We start from the raw sequence: 20,006 nt of genomic DNA, 5'->3' as shown, positions 1-20,006 counted from the left end.
CCCGTGGTGCGCGGGAGTCCACTGTAGAGGCCGCTCACGGCAGCGGGCGCACGCCGGCACCGCCGACCACGTGCTCCGGCCCGGCGGTCTCGTCGGCCGCCAGCTCCAGCACGGCCTTGGCCACCTGCTCCGGCGTGAGCACCGGCTGCAGACTGTCGATGAACGCGTCGCGGGCCACGCCCTGGCGGGCCGCGTAGGCGGTGACGCCGGCCGAGCCCACGCCGGCCGTCGGCGTGAGCTGGGGGAGCAGCGTGAGGAAACGCAGGCCCAGCCCGGCGCGCTCGGCTTCGTCGGCCGCGTAGCCGCGCAGGTAGCGGACCGCGGCCTTGGCGCTCGCGTAACCGCCGCTGAGCGGCGACCCGGCCAGCGCCGCACCGCTCGACATCGACACGACCACGCCGCCGGGCGCGAGCGGCTCGCGCAACGCCGCGCGCGTCCACTCGAAGACGTGCCGCGTGTCGGTGTGCCAGTTGCGGCTGAAGGTTTCCCAGGTCTGCTCCTGCACCGGCGCCATGTGCGGCGTCGCGCCGGCGTTGAGCACGAGCAGATCGGGCCGGTAGTCGCGGAGCACGACCGCGGCCAGCGTTTCGTCGGTCGCGTCGGCGGCCAAGGGCGTGAAGAGCTCGCCGGCCTCGTCGCGGACGGCGAGCAGGTCTTCTTCACTGCGCGCGATCCCGACGACGCGCGTGCCGGCGGCCACGAGCGCGACGGCGATCGCGCGCCCGAACCCACGGCCGGCTCCGGTGACGACGGCGGTCTGGAAAGACATCGGACACTCCCGGGTGGTGAGGGAACTCGGTCCGCATCAAGACCGCCCGGCGCCGCGAAAACCGTCGGCCTGTTGCTGTGTCTTGGGTCACAGCAGGCTCGGCGGTGCGGGTTCCGCGCCTCCGTGAGAACCGTCTTCTCGAGGCCGAAGCTACCCGCGCCGTCCTTGGCCTTGTCGACGAGATCGTGGTCGGTGAACAGGTCGGCGCCGGCCGGAACCTGGGCGGTGGGGTCGACGCCCGCACTGACCTTGTCGAACGGCCCCGCGGCTTTCGCGGCGCCGGCGGCGGCCTCGCCGACCCCCCGGGCGCCGGGGACGAGGCCGATCGTGTCGCCGCCGGGGCCGAGTCAGACGTTGGGTTGTCGTAGCTGTCGGTGCCGATCATGTCGATCGCGTGCGCGGCGAGCGCGGTCGCGCCGGCCAGTACCGCGACGGGCAGCGCGGCCACGCCGACGCCGGGGATCAGGGCCGGCCCGCCCGCGACGGTGGCCACCATGCCCGCGACGTCGCCGACCTTGCCCAGGAGCGTGTCGGTGTCGGGTGCTTGGGCCGGCGCGTGCCGGCCTTGCGTCTTTCCCGCGACGAGCGCCTGCGCCGCCTGGGTCACGAGCTGTTGCTGCCTGGCCTTCCCCGCGGCGCCGTAGGCCGGGTTCGCCAACTGCAGGTGCAGCGTCGGGTTGACCGCGATCGTCTGCGCGATGGCCGTCTTGACCTCCTTGAGGGTCCGCGCGTAGCGATCGGCGAGCTGGGCCTGCTGCTCGGGCGCTCTGCTGCTGTTCCTGAGCGTCACGGCGTGCGCGGCCACGCTCCGGCCCATCGCACCGCCGGCCTCGTCACGCCAGGCGCGCTCCGGCGCCTGGCGCTGGTCGGCCGGCTCGGTGCCCGCCTGGGCCCGCCGGTTCCCCGCCCCGCGCCAGTTTGCGGCGAGCTCGGTGACGTCGTCCTCGTCGTCGGGCGGCCACTCGTCCGCGAGCTGCTTGACGGCGGCCCACGGCTCGTTGTCGGGCTCCGCGATGGCCACGGCTCACTCCTGCCCGAACGCGTCGCGGAGGGCAGTGTCCGCGAGCGCGTAGCCGGCGATCGCGGCGTACCCGGCGTCGGCGAGGGCCTTCACGCCCTCCTCGCTCAGCTGCTGCGCGCTTGATCGCCGCCCGGACGCCGTCGCCGTCGAGGTGCGCGCCGGCGGAGTCGAATGCCATGTTCGTTGTCTCCCTTCGGTTCCGGGGCAGCGGGGAGCGAGGTCGAGCTCCACCACGTCACCGCGCGCGGCCACCTTCACGAAAACCAGGCCGTCGCCGGACTCGGCCTCCTCGACGACCGCGGCGAGCTCGCGCTGGATCCCGCGGACCTCCTCGGCCGGCCGCTCGACCGCGACCGGTTCGTAGCTCAGCACCCGGTTCTCGTCCATCGCAGCCTCCGCTCGTGGGGCCGTCGCGACGAAGCCTGGCGTGCGCGGGCGGCCCGGTGAGGGGGCGTGGCACCTTCCGGCCGCCGGATCGTATAACGACCTATACAACATCCTTTGTGGACACCCGCGCTCCGCCGTCGGTCTCCCAGTCATAGACGACCGTCGTCCGGAGGACGACGTCCTGCAGGGACCGGCGGTGGGGGCTCACGATCACCCACAGCAGCCCGATCGGGAAGACCACGCAGAACAGCGCCCGGGCCGCGGCGCGGACCCAGCCCAGGCGCCGGCCGCGGCCCAGGACGCGGAGGCCGAGCAGCGCGGCGCCGTAGCTGCGGCCGATGGTGGCCCAGCTGACCGTGAGGTACACGATCGCGACGGCCGCGGACATCCCGCCGGCCAGTGCCGGCGGTGCCGCGGGCCACCGGAACGACAGCGGCGACGCCGCGAACAGCGCCGCCACCACCGCGAGGTAGCCGCCGACCGTGAGCAGCCCGGTCACGGCCGCGTCGAGCACGGCGGCGACCAGGCGCGTGACGAAGCCCGCCGGCCCCTCAGGCGGGCCGGTCACCACGGCGCCGCAGCACGCGGCCGACCACGCGGGCCACGGCGTCGTCGGCGTTCACCCCGGCACCCCGCACGCCCCGGATCGCTTCCCCCGCAACGGTTCCGCTGGACTGCCGCACGACCTCGGGCAGGTCCATCGCGGCCACGAGGTCACCGAAGTCCAGTGTGGACACCACGGCCGCCATGTCGACCTCGGCGAGCACGGCGTCGAGGTCCACGTGCTCGCCGATGAGCTTCGGCACGTCGACCGCGTCGAGCACGACCGCGGCGGCCGCGGTCACCACGTCCCGCACCGCGCGGCGCGCCACGTCCTCGGGCACGGCGGCCGTCAGCACGGCCCAGCCCGCCCGCCGCAGCGGGGTGGACGCCCACCAGCCGGCCTTGAGCGCCACCGCGCCCAGCCCCAGCACCGCGCCGACGCGGTCGGGCTCGTCGTTCACGGCGTCCCCTTTCAGCCGGTCGCCGCCGGCCGGTCGCCGGGGACGTCGAGGAACTGGATCACGGCGAGGACCACCAGCAGCACGAGGGCGATCAGCAGCACCGCGAGCCCGCTCGGCCGATCGAGGAACAGGAACACGAGCACGGCGATCGCGACGGCACCGGCGCGCAGGGCCACGCGGTAGGAGTGCACCCACTTGCCGAGGCCGGTGGCGCGCAGGCCACTGCGCGAACGCAGCCACGTCAGTCCCTTGACCACGCCCTGGCGGATGTGCACGGCGGTCGACGAAGGACCGGCGAGGAAGGCGCCGAGCGCCACCACGATCCCGACCGCGAACAGGGTTCTCAGACCGTCGCGCAGGAACCGCAGCACGATGTCGAACGCCGCCGAGACCGGCGCCGCCGAGCGGCTCGGGACCGCGTCGACGACGATGGTGCGCCCGATCGCGAGCCCGATCGCGAGGACCAGCATGCTGAACGCGAACCCGAGCGCGGCGCCGATGAGCGCTCGCCGTTTGTGCTGGGCGACGTAGACGCCCGCGGCGAGCAGCACGATCGCGATCCACGGCAGCCACGTCGCGAGCCGGTCCGAGGTGGTGTACCACGAGCGCGCTTTCACCAGGCCGGCCGCGTCGGCGACCTCGATCGTCGGGTGGACCTCGGGGATGCGGTTCACGATGGTGAGCCCGTCGGCGGCGAGCTGCTGCTTCGCGTCGTCGATGAACGGCGCGAGGTCGAGCACGACCTTGTCGCCCTGGATCGCGATGGCCGACGCCGACCCGTCGAGCACAGCGACCGCCTGCTGGTGGGCTGTTCGGATCACGCGGTCCCAGGTCTGCGCGATCCGGTCGCTGGCGACGAGGGTCGCGACACGGCCGTGCACGAAGCTCTGCACGCCCGACGCGAGCGGACCGGTCAGGGCCTCCAGCCGGTCGGTGACGGCCGGCGGGACACCCTGGGCCGCGAGCGCGCCGACGGCGTCGGTCGCGATGGCCTTCACGTTGATGTTCGTGAAGATCGCCTCGGTGACCCGGTCGGTCACGGCCGCCTGCACCGCCGGGTCGCGGATCAGCGGGCTCATCGTGGCGGTGAACCGGTCGGTGTCGGAGATCTGGTTGTTCACCCACACCGACGCGAGCGCGAGCGGCGCGAGGATGCAGCCGAGCACGATGAGGATCGAGGACACGATCGGCCGCCAGCTGACGTGGCGGCGTTCGCGGGTGGCCCGAAGCCGGGCCACTTCGAGCCGCAGTTGTTCCAGCTCGGCCCGCTCGTCCGCGGTCGGCTCGGTGAAGTGGTCTGTGCGCTCCGACATGACCGGCCCGGTCCGATCAGCTCGACATCATCTCCCGCAGAGCGGCTTCCTGCTCTGCGGACAGGTTGGACTGCAGCAGCTCCGGCTTGTGGCCGCCGGCCTCGATCGCGGCCTTCACCTTGTCGACCACCGCGTCGCTGGACATGAGGAACAGGGCCGAGGTGCCGGGGGTGATCTTGTCGCGTACGGACTTGATGAAGTCGTCGTCGATGCCGACGTCGGTCAGCGATCCGGCGAGCGCGCCGGTGGCCGCGCCGATGGCGGCGCCGATGAGCGGCATCAGGAAGATCAGGCCGAACAGCATGCCCCAGAACATCCCGCTCATCGCGCCGCCGGCGGTGAGGTTGCGCAGCTGGCGGGTCTTCGGCTTCTTGGCGTCGGGTTTCCAAGACACGGTGGCCGCGTCGTGGATCGCGATCAGTTCCTGCTTGGCCAGGCTCCGGAGGGTGTCCACCGCGTTGTCGGCTCCGTCGGGGCTGTCGAACTTCCACACCGTCAGCGTCGTCATCGTGCTCTCCTGTCGGGTTCGCGGGCTGCGCCGACGCCACCGTCGCCCGGCGCGGCCCCGTCCGCCTCGCCCCTGCGGGGTGAGACCCGCCGCCGCACCGCCGCGGCCCCCAGCCGCAGCTCGGTGCGCCGCACCGCGTCGTGCCGGGCGGCCTGCGCGCCGGCGTCGAGCGCGCGCACGAGGGGTGAGCAGGGGCTGTGGCGGGCGCGGATGCCGGTGATGCGCTCGGCGAAGTCGGTCGGGCGGCCGTCCGGGGTCGTGCGCATGTCGCAGAACCACAGGGCGTCGCGCAGCACGGTGCGCTCGTCCGGGTAGCGGGCGAGGTCGGCCCAGAGTCCGCGCTCCTCGGCGATGAACTGGGCGGCCGAGTGCTGGGCCACAAGGTTGACCAGCCGGGGCGGTGCCGACACCGCGACGAGGAACCGGGCGCCGTCGAGCGGATGGTAGCCGGACACGACGAGCCCGGGCGCGTAGCCGATGTCGTGCAGGAGGGCGGCCGCCACGAGCAGCTCTTCCTCGCCGGCGCGCAGCAGGCTCGGCCCGACCTGCCGCCCGCACTTCGCGACTCCCTGCACGTGCTGCCACCGCCGGGGCAGTTCGTGCGAAAGGTGGCGCTGCGCGAGGCGCCAGGCCCACGCGATCAGCGGGCCTCGAGGGCGCGTCGCCGGTTCAGCGGCGGCTGGGGCGGGTTCGGAGTGCGTCGGGGGCATGTGCGACCAGCGCCCAGATGACCAGCACGTCGAGGGTGAGCACGACCAGCGCCCAGAACGGCGCGGCGGGCAGGAAAGTCAGGTGCGCCAAGGCGCTGAGCCCGGCGATCGCGATGCCGGGGTAACGGGCCCAGCTCGCCCGCGCTAACAGCCCGAGCCCCGTGACCACCGCGGCCACGCCGAGCACCAGGTGCACCCAGCCCCAGCCGGTGAGGTTGAACAGCAGGGTCCCGTGCGCGGTCACGGCGTAGTACTGCGGGTCGAGCAGTGCCGTGAGCCCTTCGACCAGGGTGAAGCTCCCGAGCAGGAGCATCATCGTGGCACCGAAGAAAATCCAGCGGGCCCAGCCGGACTCCTCGTCGGCAGGGAACTCCTGCGCGGGTGCGGCCGGGCGCACAGCGTGATCGCTCATGGTCGGGTCCCTTCTCCTGGCCGCGGACATCTTCGACGGCCGGGCTCGCGGGCGCTTCGCCCGGTGCGGATGAAGCCCTCCATTCCGGACGTCAGCGGGCCGGCCGTCCGGCGAGCACGCGGAACAGCACGCGCAGCGCCTCGCCCATGCCCTTGGGTGAGGCCGCCGCGGGGGCGATGCCGGGCGCGTCCAGCGGCACGCGGACGCGCAGCGCGCCGGGCAGCGTGCGGAACCGCAGTGGTGGTTCCAGCCGAAGCGCCTCGCCGTCGACGCCGATGTCCACAAGGGACTGTCCCGAGCTCACCACGAACTCCTCGGCCTGCCACTCCCGGTAGCCGGGGTAGCGGGCGAGCTGGCCGGTGAGCTCCGCGGTGACCAGCGCCGGCAGGTCGCGCGCCCGGTCGACGCTCACGGTGACGATGCCGAGCGAGCCGCTGTCGAGCCGTTCGCGCGAGCCGAAGCCGCTGAGGCGGTCGAGGCGATAGGCGCCGTTGGACACGAGCACGATGTCGGCCGGCGGGCGGTTGTCCTCGCCGGGCACGCGGTACTGGAGGTCGAAGTGCTCGGAGTCGGGGCCCAGCAGCTGCGGCAGCTGACCGGCCACTGTCGACACCTTGGCGTCGCGGTAGCCCGGAGACTGGACCACCGTGGCGTACACGCCGAGCGAAGCGTTGTTCACGAACACCCGGTCGCCGATCAGCGCGAGGTCGATGCGGTGCTCGGCCGCTTCGCCGTACGCGTCGAGGGCGGCGGTCACGTTCTCGCGGTCGAGCCCGAGGTCGAGGGCGAGGTGGTTGCGCGTGCCGGCGGGCACGCACACATACGGCAGCCCGTGGCGGCGCGCGACGTCGGCGACCAGCGCCTGGGAACCGTCGCCGCCGGCCATCCCGAGCACGTCCGCGTGGTTGGCGGCCTCTTCGGCGAGCTCGCGCAGGTCGTCGCCGCGGCGCAGCACGACAGGGGTGATGCCGCGTTCGCGCGCCTCGCGTTCGAGGTCGAACTGCGCCACCTTCCCGCCGCCGGAGCGGGGGTTCATCAGCAGCACGCCGTGGCGCGCGGGCCCGACGCGGTCGGCCCGCACCCGCCGGGCCAGGTCGCGGCCGATCGCCACCCGGGCGGCCAGGGCCGCGAGCACCGTCAGCCCGAGGACCAGCGGCAGCACCACGAATGTGCGCAGGTCCGGCAGCAGGGCGATCGCAGCGAGCGCGAGGACCGCCACGATGGTGAGCACGATCCGCGCGAGCCCGTGGCGGACCAGCGCGGCCCAGGCCGCGATCGTGGCGATCACCAGCAGCACGACGGCGAGCACCAGCTGCCCCGGGCTCCTGACCGCGGCGATGACCGCCACGACGATCGCGGCGGCCAGCGCGAGAAGGGCGCCCAGAGCGCACGCGCGCCGGGCCAGCGACGGAGCAGGGCCGGTCATGCGCCGACCCTGCGTGGGCGGGCGGCCCCGTGTCGTCACCCCGTCCGGATGATGCTTCGTCTCACCCCGTGCGGGGGAGGAAAGGCGCTCGCCGGCGGGTGAAGCTGCCCCGATGGTGCTCACCTCACGACGTTCGACGGCCGAATCCCGGGAAGACCGGATCGCGCGGGGCAAGGCGGCCCGTGCGGCCGCTCCGCGGTCGAGCCACGCCGGGTTCACGCGCGAACGCGGCCGCCCGGATCCGCTGGAACTGCTCGCGCGCCAGGACGAATCGCGGGTCGAGGAGCTGCTGCCGATCCGCTACGGGCGCATGGCGGTGTCGCCGTTCACCTATTTCCGCGGTGCCGCGCTGCCGATGGCGAGCGACCTGTCCGGCACGCCGGTGAGCGGGCTGCGGGTCCAGGCTTGCGGCGACGCGCACCTGATCAACTTCGGCGTGTTCGCCTCGCCGGAACGCAAGCTCGTGTTCGACATCAACGACTTCGACGAGACCCTGCCCGGGCCGTGGGAGTGGGACGTGAAGCGCCTCGCGGCGAGCCTCGAGATCGCGAGCCGGCACAACGGGTTCTCCGCCCGCCAGTGCCGCGGTGTGGTGGTCGCGACGATCGCGCAGTACCGCAAAGCGATGCGGGAGTTCGGCGAGCGTACCGCGCTCGACGTCTGGTACGCGCACGCCGACGTCGGTCAGGTGGAGGCCTTGTACGCCCATCGCTTGGGCGGGCGCCGGCGCCGGATGATCGAGAAGGGCATGGCCTCGGCTCAGGCGCACGACAACCTCGGCGCCCTGCGCCGCTTCACGTCGGTCACCGACGGCAACGTGCAGATCAAGCCCGACCCGCCGATCGTGCTGCCCCTGGAGGAGATGGCGCACACCAAGAAGGCGGTGGACGAGGTACGCAAGCAGCTGAACTCGATCCTGCAGGCCTACCGCGCCACACTGGAACCCGAGCGGCGCGTGCTGCTCGACCGCTACCGGATCGTGGACATGGCGCACAAGGTCGTGGGTGTCGGCAGCGTCGGCACGCGGTGCTGGATGGTCCTGCTGCTCGGCAACGACGACCGCGACCCGTTGTTCCTGCAGGCGAAGGAAGCCGGCCCGTCGGTGCTGGAGGAGTTCGCCGGGCCCAGCGACTACGACAACGCGGGGCGCCGTGTGGTCGTGGGCCAGCGGCTGATGCAGACGGTGAGCGACATCTTCCTCGGCTGGGTCCACGTGACCGGTGCCGACGACCGCCCGCGCGACTTCTACCTGCGCCAGCTGCGCGACTGGAAGGGCTCGGCCAACGTCGAGACGATGGACCCGCACGACCTGCGTACCTACGGCATGCTGTGCGCGTGGACGCTCGCGCGCGCCCACGCCCGCACCGGCGACAGCGTCGCGATCGGCGCCTACGTCGGCTCCGGTGACTCGTTCGACCAGGCGATCGCCGAGTTCACGCGCGACTACGCCGACCAGAACGAGAAGGACCACGCGGCGTTGACCGAGGCCATCAAGACGGGTGCGGTCAAGGCCGAGTCCGGGCGGTGAAGGCGCGGCAGCTGCTCGGCCCGGGTGTGCTGCGCCCCGTGCTGACGGTGGCGACGCTCATCGCCGTGTACTACCTGCTCCCGGTGGACCGGCAGCTCGACGCTTGGACGATCGTGGGGCTCGTCGTCGGGGTCACGCTGGTCGTGGTCCTGGTCGTGGTCGAGGCGCGCGTGATCCTGCGCTCCATGCGCCCGGCGTTGCAGGGGATCCAGGCGCTGGCGCTGGTGGTGCCGCTGTTCCTGCTGGTGTTCGCCAACGTCTACTACGTGCTGCAGTACAACGTGCCGCAGAGTTTCAGCGCGCCGCTGAATCGCACCGACTCGCTGTACTTCGTGGTCACGGTGTTCGCGACGGTCGGGTTCGGCGACATCGTGCCCGTGACGCAGGCCGCGCGACTGCTGGTCACGGCGCAGATGATCGCGAACCTTCTGGTGGTCGGCGTCGCGTTGCGGGTGCTCCTGACGGCCGTGCAGCGCAGCCGTTCGCGGTTACCGCCTGGCGGGCTTCGGGATCAGCAGCGCCGTGACCACCCCGATGAGGCCGAGGCACACGAGCATGATCAGGGCGATGCCGAACGGCCCGTTGCCCGGGACGGCCGCGCCGGCGAGCACGGAGCCGACCAGCGCCGTGCCCAGTGACGAGCCGAGGTTCGACACGCTGCGCGAGACGCCCGAGATGTCGCCCTGCGCCTCTTCCGGCGAGCTCGACTGCACGAGGTTGACCGACGCCGTCAGCATCACGCCGACCCCGATGCCCATCAGCAACAGCCCGGGCGTGAACGTCCAGACGCTCGAGTCTTCCCGGACCAGCACCAGCATCAGCACCAGGCCCAGCGTCGTGGAGCTGAAGCCGGCCCGGATCAGCCTGCGCAACGAGTGGCGCCGCGACATCCGTCCCGCAAGGGCCGACGAGGCGAGGATGCCGATGGTGGCGGGCACGAGCACCAGCCCTGTCTCGATCGCGTTGAAGCCGCGGATCTGCTGCAGGAACACCGACGTCACGAAGAACGCGCCCTGCATGACCAGCCACTGCAGCACCTGGGTGACGAGCCCGAGGTTCGACGCCTTGCTGCGGAAGATCTTCAGCGAGAACAGCCGGGCGCGCCCCGCGTGCTCCACGCGCCGCAGGTGCAGGAAGAAGATCGCCAGCAGCACGACCCCGATCGCGACGTAGATCCACACCGGCGACATGCCGCCCTTCGGGATCACCACCGTGCCACCGACCGTGAAGTCCTCCCGCGACTTGAGCCACCCGTAGGTGGAGCTCTGCAGCACGCCGAAGACCACGAAGAACAGCCCGGCCGCCGACAGCACCGCGCCCCACACGTCGAAGTGCGGCGGGCGCTCGGCGATCGGCGGGTCGACGATGCGCAAGGCGAGGACGATGATCAGCACGATCACGGCCACCTGGAAGAGGAACGACGCCCGCCAGCCGAGGTAGCTCGTGATCAGACCGCCCAGCAGTGGCCCCGCCGCCGCGCCGAGCCCCGCCGCCCCGCTCACGATCCCGAAGTTGCGGGCGCGGGCGCTCACGTCTTCGAACACCACCGTGACCAGGATGTAGATCGGCGGGATCAGCAGCGCCGACCCGATGCCCTCCAGCAGCGAGTACCCCACGATCAGCAGCCCGATGCCCTGCGCGAACGACGAGAGCAGCGCGCCCGAGCCGTAGATCACGAGGCCCGCGATGAAGCAGACCTTGCGGCCGAGGAAGTCCGTGAGCTTGCTGCCGGGGATCATCAACGCGGCCATCGTGAGCGTGAACAGCGTGATCGCCGTCTGGATGCTGATGACCGACGTGCCGATGTCGTCGGCGATCGTGCTGATCGCCACGTTCATGTTCGTCGCCGCGTAGCTCGCGATGAACTGCCCGAGCGCGAGCGGCACTACGACGGCGGAAGCGGAGACGCTCTTCGATCCCGTGGCCATCGGGGGCCCCTCTCCTCGATGCCCCACCTTGCGAACCCGCGTCTTCGACGGCATCACCTGCTGCGGATGACCCGCCGGAGCCCGGCTCGCCGGACGCCGGCACCGGGCGGGCACTGGGGCCGCCCGAGGGTTCAGGGTGTGAAGACCATCCGCTCGCCGGGGTCGGACGGGGCCGTCCAGGCGCTCTCGACGTCGGCGAGCGGGACGGCCCTCGCGGCGGTGGTGAAGGTGCCGGCCGCGAGCTCGTCGAGCAGGGACGGCAGTTCGGCGACGATGCCGGCGGCGGTCAGCGAACCCTGACCGCTGCCCATGATCCGCAGGTTCGCCGCGCGCAGCAGGGCCGAGGGCAGGGTGACGTCGGCGCCGGCGGGGGAGCCGATCTGCACCCAGGCCAGCGGTTTGCTGCGCTCGGCGCGGTGGGTGACGAGTGCCCGCATCGCGAGCTCGGCCGGGGCGCCCCAGGTGTAGTCGAGCACGACGTCGACGTCAGCGGCTAGCTTGTCCGCTTCTGCTGTCGCCACGACGTAGGTCGCACCGAGCGAGGTGAGCAGCTCCAGCCGCCGCGGATCCCGCCCGACCGCGATGACCTCGCCGGCCCCGAGGTGCCGCGCGACCTCCACCGCCAGCCGCCCGGCGTTGCCCGTCGCGCCGAGCACCAGCACACTCTGCCCCGGCTCGAAATCGACCCGTCGCCGCAACGCCACCCACGACGACATCGCCGGGTTCATCGCGGCCGCGACCACCACGGCGTCGGGGCCGGCGGGCAGCTCCACCGCGCGCCGCGGATCGACCACCGCGCGCTCGGCCATCGTCCCGGGCACGTCGTCGCCCGCGACGAAGTACACGCGTCGCCCGTCGGGCAGCCGGCCGACCCCGTCGACACCCGGGACCATCGGCAGCCGCCCGTCGCTGGTGTAGTGCGTGCCGCCCGCGCCGGACCGCACGCGTGGGTGCAGGCCGGCCGCGAGCACCTCCGCCAGCAGGTGCCCGCCGGCGGCTTCGGGCGTGTCGAACTCTTCGTAGCGGGGCGGCCGTTCGAACGACCGCACGACAGCTGCGTACACGGCGGTTCTCCTTCGGTTTAGTACGTGGAACAAACCAAATCAGTTTGCGCCACGTACTACGTCAAGTACGCTGTCGCCCATGGAGCAACCACTGGACCTGGGCATCGTCGACGGCCTGGCGCAGCTTTCCTTCCTGGTCCAGGGCGAGCTCGTCCACGTCGCCGCCGAGCACGGACTGTCGCTCGTGCAGCTGCGCCTGCTCGGCATCCTGCGCGACCGCACGCCGGGCATGCAGGAGCTCGCGCGGCACCTCGAGCTCGACAAGTCGAGCACCACGGGCCTCGTCACCCGCGCCGAACGCCGTGGCCTGGTCCAGCGCACCCCGGCCCCGCACGACGGCCGCGGCGTGCTCGTGTCGCTCACCCCTGAGGGGCACGCCCTGGCACGCGAGGGTGCGGCGGAGGTGGGGCGCCGGCTGGAGGCGTTGACCGCAGGACTTACCGAGGTGCAACGTTCCCGCTTGGCTCAGCTGGCCAGTTTCGTGGTGGCCGCGGCGGGATGACGCGCGTCGCGGGAACCGACTTGCCGATGGTTACCGCTGGACCGCCGCGACGAGCCCGATTGGATGGGCGGCGCAGTGCCGCGAGTGGCTGCCGGCGCGCGGGGATGCGCTCGGCTCGGGCCTCGCTGTCCGGAGGCACTGCCGAGGCGGCGAGCCGCGATGAGTCGGCCGCTGATCCTCAGGCGCCGATGCCTTCGAGCACCGTCGCCACCACGTCGTCGACCGACGGTGCCGGGGTCGGGCCCGTGTGGGGGACCAGGGCGGAGAACACCGTCTCGTGGCACGCGCCGACGAGCAGGGCCGCGGCGGCGTCGAGGCGGGCGGCGGGGGAGAGCCGGCCCAGGTCGCGTTCCGCGTGGAGGTAGGTCAGCAGGCGGTCGCGCCATTCGGTAGCCGTGGCAGTCAGGGACGCGAAGCGCGTGAGCACCGCCGGGTGGGCGAGCAGGCCGGCGAACGTGGGGAGGATGGCGCGGTGCAGGGCGAGCCCGTAGGTGAGGTGCGCGCGCAGATTGGCCTCGACCGTGCCTTCGCCGGGAGCCGGCAGGTCGCCCAGCTCGCGTTCGGCGTCGCGGACGTGGGCGCGCAGCGCGTGCGCCAGGAGTTCTTCCTTGTCGGCGAAGTGGTTGTACAGCACGCCGTCCGCGACGCCGGCGCGGCGGGCGATCGCGCGGACGGTCAGCTTCGCCGCGCCTTCCTCGGCCATGAGCGCGCCGGCTGTCGCGATGAGGTGCTCGCGCAGGCTGCGGTCCCCGTCGCGCAGGGCGGCTGCTGTTCTCGGTGACATCTCCGCCATCGTATTCACCGGGTGGCGGTGACGAGCCACGCCGCGCCCCGCAGCCGCACGGCGCCGGGTTCGGCGAACGGGCGCAAGGCCTCCACCAGCGCAGTTTCGGCGCCCCGCGCATGATGCCGAACCGGGCCCCAGCCGGCGATGAACCCCGCCGCGTCGGCCACGTCGCGGCCCCAGACCTGGTCGGCCTCGACCCGCGTGCACGTGACGTCGTGGAACCCCGCCTCCGCCAGAACCGAGCGCGTGTGCGCGGGATCGGCGAGCGACGTCGGCCCGCTGCCCGAAGGCAGTGGCGCCAGTGCGCCGAACACGGTCCCGAGGTCGGTTCCTGCCAGCTCGGTCAGGCACACGAACGTGAGTCGCCCGCCCGGCCGAAGCGCGTGGCGCACGCCGGCGAAGGCCGCCACCGGATCCGCGTAGAACATCACCCCGAACCGGCTCAACGCGACATCGAACGAGCCCTCGGCGAACGGGAAAACCTGCACGTCACCCTGCTCGAACATCACGTTCGCGGCACTCCGGGCCCGTGCCGTCGCGAGCATCGGCCCGGACAGGTCGACGCCCAGCGCCCGGCTGGACCCGGACCGCGCCGCCGCGAGCCGCGTCAGCTGCCCGGTGCCGCACCCGAGGTCGACCACGTCGTCGCCCGGACCGACCGCGGCCAGCAGAAACGGGTTGAACCCACTGTTCACCGCGTCGTAGCGATCGGCGTGCTCCGCCCAGTGCCCACCCTCGTAGCCGTTCCACGCCTCCGCCTGCGCCGTGTTGACGATCCCGGTCATGAGCTCCTCCTCGAGCGTTGTGAACACACGTTCATGAACAAGTGTTCATCATGACCCGCGGTGCCGGAGACTGTCAACCGGTCCGATGTGGACGGTCATGATCACGTCAGCGATTCGTAAGGCTCCGCCACCTCGGCCTCCGAGCTGATCTTGGTTACCGTCGGCCGGACATCCGATCACGACGAAGGGGGAGCCCGTGGTTTCTCGGGTCACACTGGGACGACACGCCGAGGCCGTGGGCGGGCTCGGCGTGCGCTACGGGCTCGTGCTGGTCGTCGCGTGGATTGCGGTGCTCAAGCTGACGGCGTCGGAAGCCATGCGCATCCAGCAGTACGTCTCGCACAGCCCGTTCCTGAGCTGGACGAACCACGTTCTGGACCCGCAACCCCTCGCGATCGTCCTCGGCGCGGTCGAGTTCGCCGCGGCCGTTCTCATCGCCGCCGGCCCGTGGGCGCCCCGGGTTTCCGCTGTGGGCAGTGCGCTCGGGATCCTGATTTTCCTGACCACGCTCAGCTTTTTCCTCACCACCCCCGGCGTCGGCGACGCGGCCGCGGGCGGCTTCCCCGCGCTGTCGCCGGTCGGCCAGTTCCTGCTCAAGGACGTGGTGCTGCTCGGCGCGTCGATCTGGACCCTGGGCCGGTCGCTGAACCTTGAGGAGTCCTAAGTGGACGAGTAGTTCCGCCCCTTCCAGTCGGCACCACGGCCGGTGAAGTGCCGGCGCGCCGAATCGAGCGTCATCAATGTGTACAGCAACGCCGTCACCGGCAGCAGCGCGCCGAGCACCGGCCACTGCCGGTAGTAGCGCGCGATCGGCACGAACGTCGCCGCCATCAGCACCCACGCCGCCAGCGCCGGCCACGACGGGCCGGCGAACGTCAGCACGGGGGGAGCGAGGAACACCAGAGCCAGGCCGACCACGGTGCCCGCCAGCACGAGCGGTGAGTGTCGCAACTGCGTGTACGCCGTGCGCGCCACCATCTGCCACAGATCGGAAAGCCGCGGGTACGGCCGGACACTGTGGACGTTCATCGCGAACCCCAGCCACGTCCGCCCGCCCGCCGCGGACACCGCGCGGGCCAGGGCGACGTCGTCGATCACGGCGCCGCGGACGGCCGCGAGACCACCGGCGCGTTCGAGGGCCGAGCGGCGCAGGAGTACGCACCCGCCGGCGGCCGCGGCCACCCGCGAGCGCGGGTTGTTCACGCGCCGGAACGGGTAGAGCATCGCGAAGAAGTACACGAACGCCGGCACGATCAGCCGTTCCCACGGCGTTGCGGTGCGCAGCACGGCCATCTGCGACACGAGGTCGTGCTCACCGCACGCCGCCACGAGGGTTTCGAGCGAACCCGGGCCGTGCTCGATGTCCGCGTCGGTCAGCAGCACGAAATCCACCGCGCCCGCCTCGGCGACGCCACGCGCGGCCGCCCACAGCTTGCCCGTCCAGCACGGCGGCAACGGATCCGGCGTCACCACGGTCAGCGGTAACGTGCCGGGTGCACCGCCGAAGCGCCGGGCGAGGTCGCCGGTGCCGTCGGAGCTGTCGTCGTCGACGAGGATCACGCGTGCCTCGCCCGGATACTGTTGCGCGAGCAGAGCGGGCAACGTCGTCGGGAGCACGGCCGCCTCGTCGCGCGCGGGCACCACTACCGCCACCGACGGCCACTCGGCCGGCCGCGCCAACGGCGGCAACCGCTGGTCCGTTCGCCAGAACCAGCCGTGGCCGAAGGCGAGTCCCAGCCACACCACGAGCGTGAGCCACCCGAGCACCGTCAGCACTCCGCGGATCCTAGCGCCGCGATCAGGCCTTGGCTCGACGACAGCATCGGTCAAGACCCATCGGACGACTGACCTCTCTCTAGCTGGAAACTCCAGTCCCGAGTGAACGGCGCCAACCAGGTGCAAACACAGATTCCGCGGGAAGACAGGGAACGGACAGCCGAGCGCACCTCCTCCGAGTAGGTCTAGACATCCGATGGATCACGCACCTAGTGTGCTGGGCGATCCACCCGCTCTTCGGCGGCCGCCACCGGGGCACGCGGCCGCGCGGACCCGTCAGGAGGAGCACGTGCCGATCTCGACGCGCCGGAACGCCGTTCTGGCCGCACTGTTTTCCCTCGCCGTGGCCGGATCCACGGCCACGCCCGGTGCCGCCGCACAGCCGGACCGCGGCTGCACCGGACCGATCAAGACCGCGGCGATCATGACCGTCCAGCCGTGCGACGACATGGACCGCGTCCTGGCCAAGGCCGCCGCCGTCGTGCCACGGCCCGGCCAGCTCGCCTGGCAGCAGCGGCCCGTCACCGCGTTCACGCATTTCGGCATGAACACCTTCACCGACCGCGAATGGGGTTCGGGCGCCGAGAAGGAGTCGACGTTCGCGCCACCGGCCGTGGACACCGACCAGTGGATGCGCTCGCTCAAGGCCGCCGGCGTCACGCAGGTGATGCTCACCGCCAAGCACCACGACGGTTTCGTGCTCTACCCGACCCGCTACACCGACCACTCCGTCGTCGCCAGCCCGTGGTGGCTCAGCGCGGGCTGCACCGACCCGAAGGCCGACGCCGCCCGACAAGCCGCGCAGGCCACGCACTCGCAGGACCCGTCCGCCTTCTGGCAGGCGCGCGACGCGGGCTGCACCAACCCGCGCGGCGACATCCTGCGCGACTACGTGGATTCCGCGCGCAAGGCCGGTCTCGAGGTCGGCGTCTACCTCTCGCCCGCCGACGGCGCCGAGCTGCCCGCGACTTTCTTCGCCGACGAGGTCAAGCGGATCGAGGCGAAGGTCGCCGCCGGCCAGTCGCTGTCCATCGAGGAACAGGCCACCTACGACGACCGCGCGAGCGCCCCGCAGGGCCAGGGCCGCTACGGCACCGGCAGTGCCGTGACCGAACGGACGATCCCCACGCTGGTTGCGCACGACGACCGAGCCGCCGCGCTGGCCGCCGGGAAGCTGCCGCGCTTCAGAGTGAACGAGGACGACTACAACACCTACTACCTCAACCAGCTCTACGAACTGTTCACCCAGTACGGCCCGATCGACGAGCCGTGGCTCGACGGCGCCAACCCGTGGCGCGACCGCGGCGTCAGCGAGAACTACGACTTCACCACCTGGTTCTCGATGATCCACGCGCTTTCGCCGAACACCGTCACGTTCGCCGGGCCGGCCGGCGTGCGCTGGGTCGGCAACGAGGCCGGCCAGGCGCGGACCACGGAGTGGAGCCCGCTGCCGACGACCGGCGACCCGAACACCGCGCACAACGAGGAACTGTTCCTCGGCGGCGCGACGGCCACCGACCTCGGCTCGCGCCAGGTGCTCGCCGACCCGTCCGTGCGCTTCCTGCAGTGGGCGCCGGCCGAATCCGACGTCTCGATCCGCCCCGGCTGGTTCTTCCACGCGGGAGAGCAGCCGAAAACCGCCGCGCAACTCGTCGACATCTACCGGCGCACAGTGGGCCGCAACTCCTCGCTGCTGCTGAACGTGCCACCCGGCCCGGACGGCGAGTTCGCCCCCGCGGACGTCGCGGCTTTGGCTGCCTTCGGCCAATCCGTCGCCGCCACGCAGGTGAACCAGGCCCACGCGCGGCCCGGCGACAAGGCCGTCGCCGCGGTCACCGACGGTTCGCTGACGACGTCCTGGACCCCACCGCACGGTGCGCTCGCGGGCACACTCGACGTGCCGCTCGCCCGGCCCGCGTCGTTCGACCAGATTCGCCTGGGCGAGGACATCAGCCGCGGCCAGCACGTGGAGGGCGCGACCGTGCAGGCCGAGGTCGACGGCGCGTGGCAGACGCTCGGCACCGTCACCACCATCGGCTACAGCCGCCTGGTCACGCTGTCGGCACCCGTGACGACCAGCCACCTGCGCGTGGTGATCACCCAGGCGCGGGCCACGCCGTACCTCTCGACCTTCGCCCTGTACCGCACCGTGGCACCGGCCGCCTGACCCGAGGGATCCCTTGATGACTTCACGAAAGCGCCACCTGGCCGCCGTGCTCGCGGCCGGGGTTTCGCTCGCCGCGCTCGTCACGCAGCCCGCGGCGGCCGCGCCCGACCACCCCCAGCCGCTACCCGTCGTCACGCCCACACCGCAGTCACTCGCCCGCGACTCGGCCGACGTCGCCGTGCCCGACGAAGTCGTGCTCGTCATCGACGGCACCACCGACGCCGCCGCGAAAGACCTCGTCACCACGCTGTTCCGCGAGCACGGCGCGCGCAAGGTCACCACAGTGGCCGGAGAACCCCGTCACGGCCACGCGCTGGTCGTCCGCCTCGGCGCCGGCACCACCGCACCGGCCCAGGCCGAGGGCTACTCGCTCACCACCACGCGCGGCGAGATCGTGATCGCCGGGCGCGACGGCTCGGGCCAGTACTACGGCGCGCAGACGTTGCGGCAGCTGTTCGTCCGGTCCGGTCACGGCTGGGCCATCAGCGGCGTGGCCGTGCGCGACTGGCCGAACATGGCGTTGCGCGGGTCGATCGAGGGCTTCTACGGCCCGCCGTGGAGCACCGCCGACCGGCTGCGGCAGATCGCGTTCCTCGGCGAGGTCAAGGCCAACACCTACGTCTACAGCGCCAAGGACGACGCCTACCTGCGCGCGCAGTGGCGCGATCCCTACCCCGCCGACGAGCTGGCCACCCTCGGGCAGCTGGTGCGGTCGGCGACCGAGCACCACGTCGACTTCACCTACGCGCTCTCGCCCGGCGTGTCGATCTGCTTCTCCTCGCCCGACGATCTCGCCGCGGTGAAGGCGAAGCTGCAGTCGGTGTACGACCTCGGCGTGCGGTCGTTCTCGATCCCGTTCGACGACATCTCCTACACCAAGTGGAACTGCGCCGCCGACCAGACGGCGTTCGGCGCGCCCGGCCAGGCCGCGGCGGGCAAGGCCCAGGTGTCACTGCTCAACGCGATCACGAGTGGCTTCGTCGAGACCCACGACGGTGCCCGTCCACTGCAGACGGTGCCCACCGAGTACAGCGACCTCAAGGACTCGCCGTACAAGACCGAGCTGCGCGAGAACCTCGACCCGTCGGTGGTCGTGCAGTGGACCGGCACGGACGTGGTGCCGCCGAGCGTCACCACCGACGAGGCGCAGCAGGTGTCCACTGTGTACGGCCGTAAAGTGTTCCTCTGGGACAACTACCCCGTGAACGACTACGAGCAATCCGCCGGCCGCCTGCTGCTCGCGCCCTACGCCCAGCGCGAGGCCGGGCTTTCGCAGTACCTCAACGGGATCGTCGCCAACCCGATGAACCAGGAGGCGGCCAGCGAGGTCGCCGAGTTCGGCGCCACGGACTTCGCGTGGAACGACGCGGGGTACTCGCCGGAGCGGTCGTGGCCGCAAGCGCTTGCGCGGCTCGCGGGCGGCGACGCCCGGGCCACGGCCGCGTTGCAGGTGTTCGCCGACCTCGAGCACCTGGCCCCGACGTTCGGCCCGACGCCGTGGCAGCCGCAGGCCCCGGTGCTGGCGGCGAAGACGAAGGCGTTCTGGCAGCGGTGGAACGCGGGCGACCACCGGGTGGCCGACCTGCGGGAGTACGCGGTGCAGATCCGCGATGCCGCGAAGGTGATCCGCGGCGGCCGGGTGGAGAGCGCGTTCGTCGACGAGGCTTCGCCGTGGCTCGACGCGACGGCTCTGTGGGGTGGCGCGATGGTCGACCAGCTCGACGCCCTCGCGGCCGCCGGACGTGGTGACGCCAAGGCGGCGCAGCGGCTCACCGCGTCCGCCGACGATCTCGTCGCGCGGGCCCAGGCCGTGAAGACGGGCGACACCAACCGATGGGGGGTGCGGCAGGCGCTCGTCGGCGACGGGGTCCTCGACGCGTTCATCACCCAGGTCCGGGCCGCGACGCTCGGCTGACCCC

The 20,006-nt window shown here is 72.2% G+C and carries 20 protein-coding genes and 1 pseudogene; 6 read left to right on the top strand and 15 right to left on the bottom strand.

Annotated elements, in window-relative coordinates; all coding sequences use genetic code 11:
• Positions 1-34 precede the first annotated feature (34 nt).
• From AB0383_RS05575 to AB0383_RS05530, 10 genes are all read right to left on the bottom strand, one after another.
• Entirely contained in the window at positions 35-769 is a 735-nt protein-coding gene (locus tag AB0383_RS05575) for an SDR family oxidoreductase (protein WP_366185394.1), read from the bottom strand.
• On the bottom strand, positions 660-1,790 hold the full coding sequence (locus AB0383_RS05570) for a hypothetical protein (protein ID WP_366185392.1): 1,131 nt from the start codon (positions 1,788-1,790) through the stop codon (positions 660-662). Before AB0383_RS05570 ends, AB0383_RS05575 begins: the two co-directional genes overlap by 110 nt.
• Positions 1,791-1,793: 3 nt before the next feature.
• Complete coding sequence (locus AB0383_RS05565) at positions 1,794-2,177, bottom strand: YbaB/EbfC family nucleoid-associated protein (protein WP_366185390.1); 384 nt, start codon at positions 2,175-2,177, stop codon at positions 1,794-1,796.
• 100 nt (positions 2,178-2,277) lie between these two features.
• Complete coding sequence (locus AB0383_RS05560; RefSeq protein WP_366185388.1) at positions 2,278-2,745, bottom strand: RDD family protein; 468 nt, start codon at positions 2,743-2,745, stop codon at positions 2,278-2,280.
• A complete protein-coding gene (locus tag AB0383_RS05555) occupies positions 2,729-3,181 on the bottom strand; it encodes a hypothetical protein (protein WP_366185386.1) in 453 nt (150 codons plus the stop codon). Before AB0383_RS05555 ends, AB0383_RS05560 begins: the two co-directional genes overlap by 17 nt.
• An 11-nt stretch (positions 3,182-3,192) precedes the next feature.
• The gene (locus tag AB0383_RS05550) at positions 3,193-4,494 is read right to left on the bottom strand and encodes a hypothetical protein (RefSeq protein WP_364182580.1); all 1,302 of its coding nucleotides are present in this window, start codon (positions 4,492-4,494) and stop codon (positions 3,193-3,195) included.
• Positions 4,495-4,510: 16 nt separating this feature from the next.
• A complete protein-coding gene (locus tag AB0383_RS05545; RefSeq protein WP_354874595.1) occupies positions 4,511-5,002 on the bottom strand; it encodes a DUF1269 domain-containing protein in 492 nt (163 codons plus the stop codon).
• Positions 4,999-5,577 carry an HD domain-containing protein gene (locus AB0383_RS05540; protein ID WP_366185383.1) on the bottom strand — a complete coding sequence of 193 codons (579 nt, stop codon included), beginning with the start codon at positions 5,575-5,577 and terminating at the stop codon, positions 4,999-5,001. Before AB0383_RS05540 ends, AB0383_RS05545 begins: the two co-directional genes overlap by 4 nt.
• A 94-nt stretch (positions 5,578-5,671) precedes the next feature.
• Complete coding sequence (locus AB0383_RS05535) at positions 5,672-6,124, bottom strand: hypothetical protein (RefSeq protein WP_366185381.1); 453 nt, start codon at positions 6,122-6,124, stop codon at positions 5,672-5,674.
• A 91-nt stretch (positions 6,125-6,215) separates the two neighbouring features.
• Positions 6,216-7,550 (bottom strand): diacylglycerol kinase family protein, encoded by a 1,335-nt coding sequence (locus AB0383_RS05530; RefSeq protein ID WP_366185379.1) that lies wholly within the window; start codon positions 7,548-7,550, stop codon positions 6,216-6,218.
• Positions 7,551-7,662: 112 nt separating this feature from the next.
• On the opposite strand from AB0383_RS05530, the gene AB0383_RS05525 reads away from it, so the two are divergent.
• Both AB0383_RS05525 and AB0383_RS05520 read left to right on the top strand, forming a co-directional pair.
• Positions 7,663-9,078, top strand: a complete 1,416-nt coding sequence (locus AB0383_RS05525) for a DUF2252 domain-containing protein (RefSeq protein WP_364182567.1) — start codon at positions 7,663-7,665, stop codon at positions 9,076-9,078.
• Between the two features lie 185 nt (positions 9,079-9,263).
• Positions 9,264-9,491: pseudogene (locus AB0383_RS05520) on the top strand (potassium channel family protein); the annotation flags it as partial.
• Between the two features lie 75 nt (positions 9,492-9,566).
• Here AB0383_RS05520 and AB0383_RS05515 read toward each other — a convergent pair.
• Both AB0383_RS05515 and AB0383_RS05510 read right to left on the bottom strand, forming a co-directional pair.
• Entirely contained in the window at positions 9,567-11,006 is a 1,440-nt protein-coding gene (locus tag AB0383_RS05515) for an MFS transporter (protein WP_366185376.1), read from the bottom strand.
• Positions 11,007-11,137: 131 nt separating this feature from the next.
• Positions 11,138-12,070, bottom strand: coding sequence for a zinc-binding alcohol dehydrogenase family protein (locus tag AB0383_RS05510; RefSeq protein ID WP_366185374.1), 933 nt, complete (start codon positions 12,068-12,070; stop codon positions 11,138-11,140).
• Between the two features lie 79 nt (positions 12,071-12,149).
• Here AB0383_RS05510 and AB0383_RS05505 point away from each other — a divergent pair, with 79 nt between their 5' ends.
• Positions 12,150-12,572: a MarR family transcriptional regulator gene (locus AB0383_RS05505; protein WP_366185372.1), complete on the top strand. Its 423-nt coding sequence runs from the start codon at positions 12,150-12,152 to the stop codon at positions 12,570-12,572.
• A gap of 178 nt (positions 12,573-12,750) precedes the next feature.
• On the opposite strand, the gene AB0383_RS05500 is transcribed toward AB0383_RS05505, so the two are convergent.
• Both AB0383_RS05500 and AB0383_RS05495 read right to left on the bottom strand, forming a co-directional pair.
• Positions 12,751-13,356 (bottom strand): TetR/AcrR family transcriptional regulator, encoded by a 606-nt coding sequence (locus tag AB0383_RS05500; RefSeq protein WP_366185370.1) that lies wholly within the window; start codon positions 13,354-13,356, stop codon positions 12,751-12,753.
• A 14-nt stretch (positions 13,357-13,370) separates the two neighbouring features.
• Positions 13,371-14,144 carry a methyltransferase domain-containing protein gene (locus tag AB0383_RS05495; protein ID WP_366185368.1) on the bottom strand — a complete coding sequence of 258 codons (774 nt, stop codon included), beginning with the start codon at positions 14,142-14,144 and terminating at the stop codon, positions 13,371-13,373.
• A 196-nt stretch (positions 14,145-14,340) separates the two neighbouring features.
• Here AB0383_RS05495 and AB0383_RS05490 point away from each other — a divergent pair, with 196 nt between their 5' ends.
• Positions 14,341-14,808, top strand: a complete 468-nt coding sequence (locus AB0383_RS05490; protein ID WP_364182550.1) for a DUF417 family protein — start codon at positions 14,341-14,343, stop codon at positions 14,806-14,808.
• Here AB0383_RS05490 and AB0383_RS05485 read toward each other — a convergent pair.
• Positions 14,805-15,920 (bottom strand): glycosyltransferase, encoded by a 1,116-nt coding sequence (locus tag AB0383_RS05485; RefSeq protein ID WP_364182547.1) that lies wholly within the window; start codon positions 15,918-15,920, stop codon positions 14,805-14,807. The genes AB0383_RS05490 and AB0383_RS05485 overlap by 4 nt on opposite strands.
• Positions 15,921-16,209: 289 nt before the next feature.
• Here AB0383_RS05485 and AB0383_RS05480 point away from each other — a divergent pair, with 289 nt between their 5' ends.
• Together AB0383_RS05480 and AB0383_RS05475 are read left to right on the top strand one after the other, a co-directional pair.
• Positions 16,210-18,087, top strand: a complete 1,878-nt coding sequence (locus tag AB0383_RS05480; RefSeq protein ID WP_366185366.1) for an alpha-L-fucosidase — start codon at positions 16,210-16,212, stop codon at positions 18,085-18,087.
• Between the two features lie 16 nt (positions 18,088-18,103).
• Positions 18,104-20,002: a beta-N-acetylglucosaminidase domain-containing protein gene (locus AB0383_RS05475; protein ID WP_366185364.1), complete on the top strand. Its 1,899-nt coding sequence runs from the start codon at positions 18,104-18,106 to the stop codon at positions 20,000-20,002.
• Positions 20,003-20,006: the final 4 nt, after the last annotated feature.

This window comes from Amycolatopsis sp. NPDC051373 (assembly GCF_040689465.1).
Lineage (GTDB): Bacteria > Actinomycetota > Actinomycetes > Mycobacteriales > Pseudonocardiaceae > Amycolatopsis.
The sequence above is the reverse complement of the archived record's forward strand: the minus strand, read 5'-3'. Positions and strand labels throughout refer to the sequence as shown.

What these genes read in the sequence shown, in the direction of transcription:
- AB0383_RS05525 (WP_364182567.1), top strand. Translation starts at nt 7,663, where the DNA reads ATGGTGCTCACCTCACGACGTTCGACGGCCGAATCCCGGGAAGACCGG.
- AB0383_RS05475 (WP_366185364.1), top strand. Translation starts at nt 18,104, where the DNA reads ATGACTTCACGAAAGCGCCACCTGGCCGCCGTGCTCGCGGCCGGGGTT.
- AB0383_RS05565 (WP_366185390.1), bottom strand. Translation starts at nt 2,177, where the DNA reads ATGGACGAGAACCGGGTGCTGAGCTACGAACCGGTCGCGGTCGAGCGG.
- AB0383_RS05545 (WP_354874595.1), bottom strand. Translation starts at nt 5,002, where the DNA reads ATGACGACGCTGACGGTGTGGAAGTTCGACAGCCCCGACGGAGCCGAC.
- AB0383_RS05575 (WP_366185394.1), bottom strand. Translation starts at nt 769, where the DNA reads ATGTCTTTCCAGACCGCCGTCGTCACCGGAGCCGGCCGTGGGTTCGGG.
- AB0383_RS05550 (WP_364182580.1), bottom strand. Translation starts at nt 4,494, where the DNA reads ATGTCGGAGCGCACAGACCACTTCACCGAGCCGACCGCGGACGAGCGG.
- AB0383_RS05500 (WP_366185370.1), bottom strand. Translation starts at nt 13,356, where the DNA reads ATGTCACCGAGAACAGCAGCCGCCCTGCGCGACGGGGACCGCAGCCTG.
- AB0383_RS05515 (WP_366185376.1), bottom strand. Translation starts at nt 11,006, where the DNA reads ATGGCCACGGGATCGAAGAGCGTCTCCGCTTCCGCCGTCGTAGTGCCG.
- AB0383_RS05535 (WP_366185381.1), bottom strand. Translation starts at nt 6,124, where the DNA reads ATGAGCGATCACGCTGTGCGCCCGGCCGCACCCGCGCAGGAGTTCCCT.
- AB0383_RS05495 (WP_366185368.1), bottom strand. Translation starts at nt 14,144, where the DNA reads ATGACCGGGATCGTCAACACGGCGCAGGCGGAGGCGTGGAACGGCTAC.
- AB0383_RS05530 (WP_366185379.1), bottom strand. Translation starts at nt 7,550, where the DNA reads ATGACCGGCCCTGCTCCGTCGCTGGCCCGGCGCGCGTGCGCTCTGGGC.
- AB0383_RS05505 (WP_366185372.1), top strand. Translation starts at nt 12,150, where the DNA reads ATGGAGCAACCACTGGACCTGGGCATCGTCGACGGCCTGGCGCAGCTT.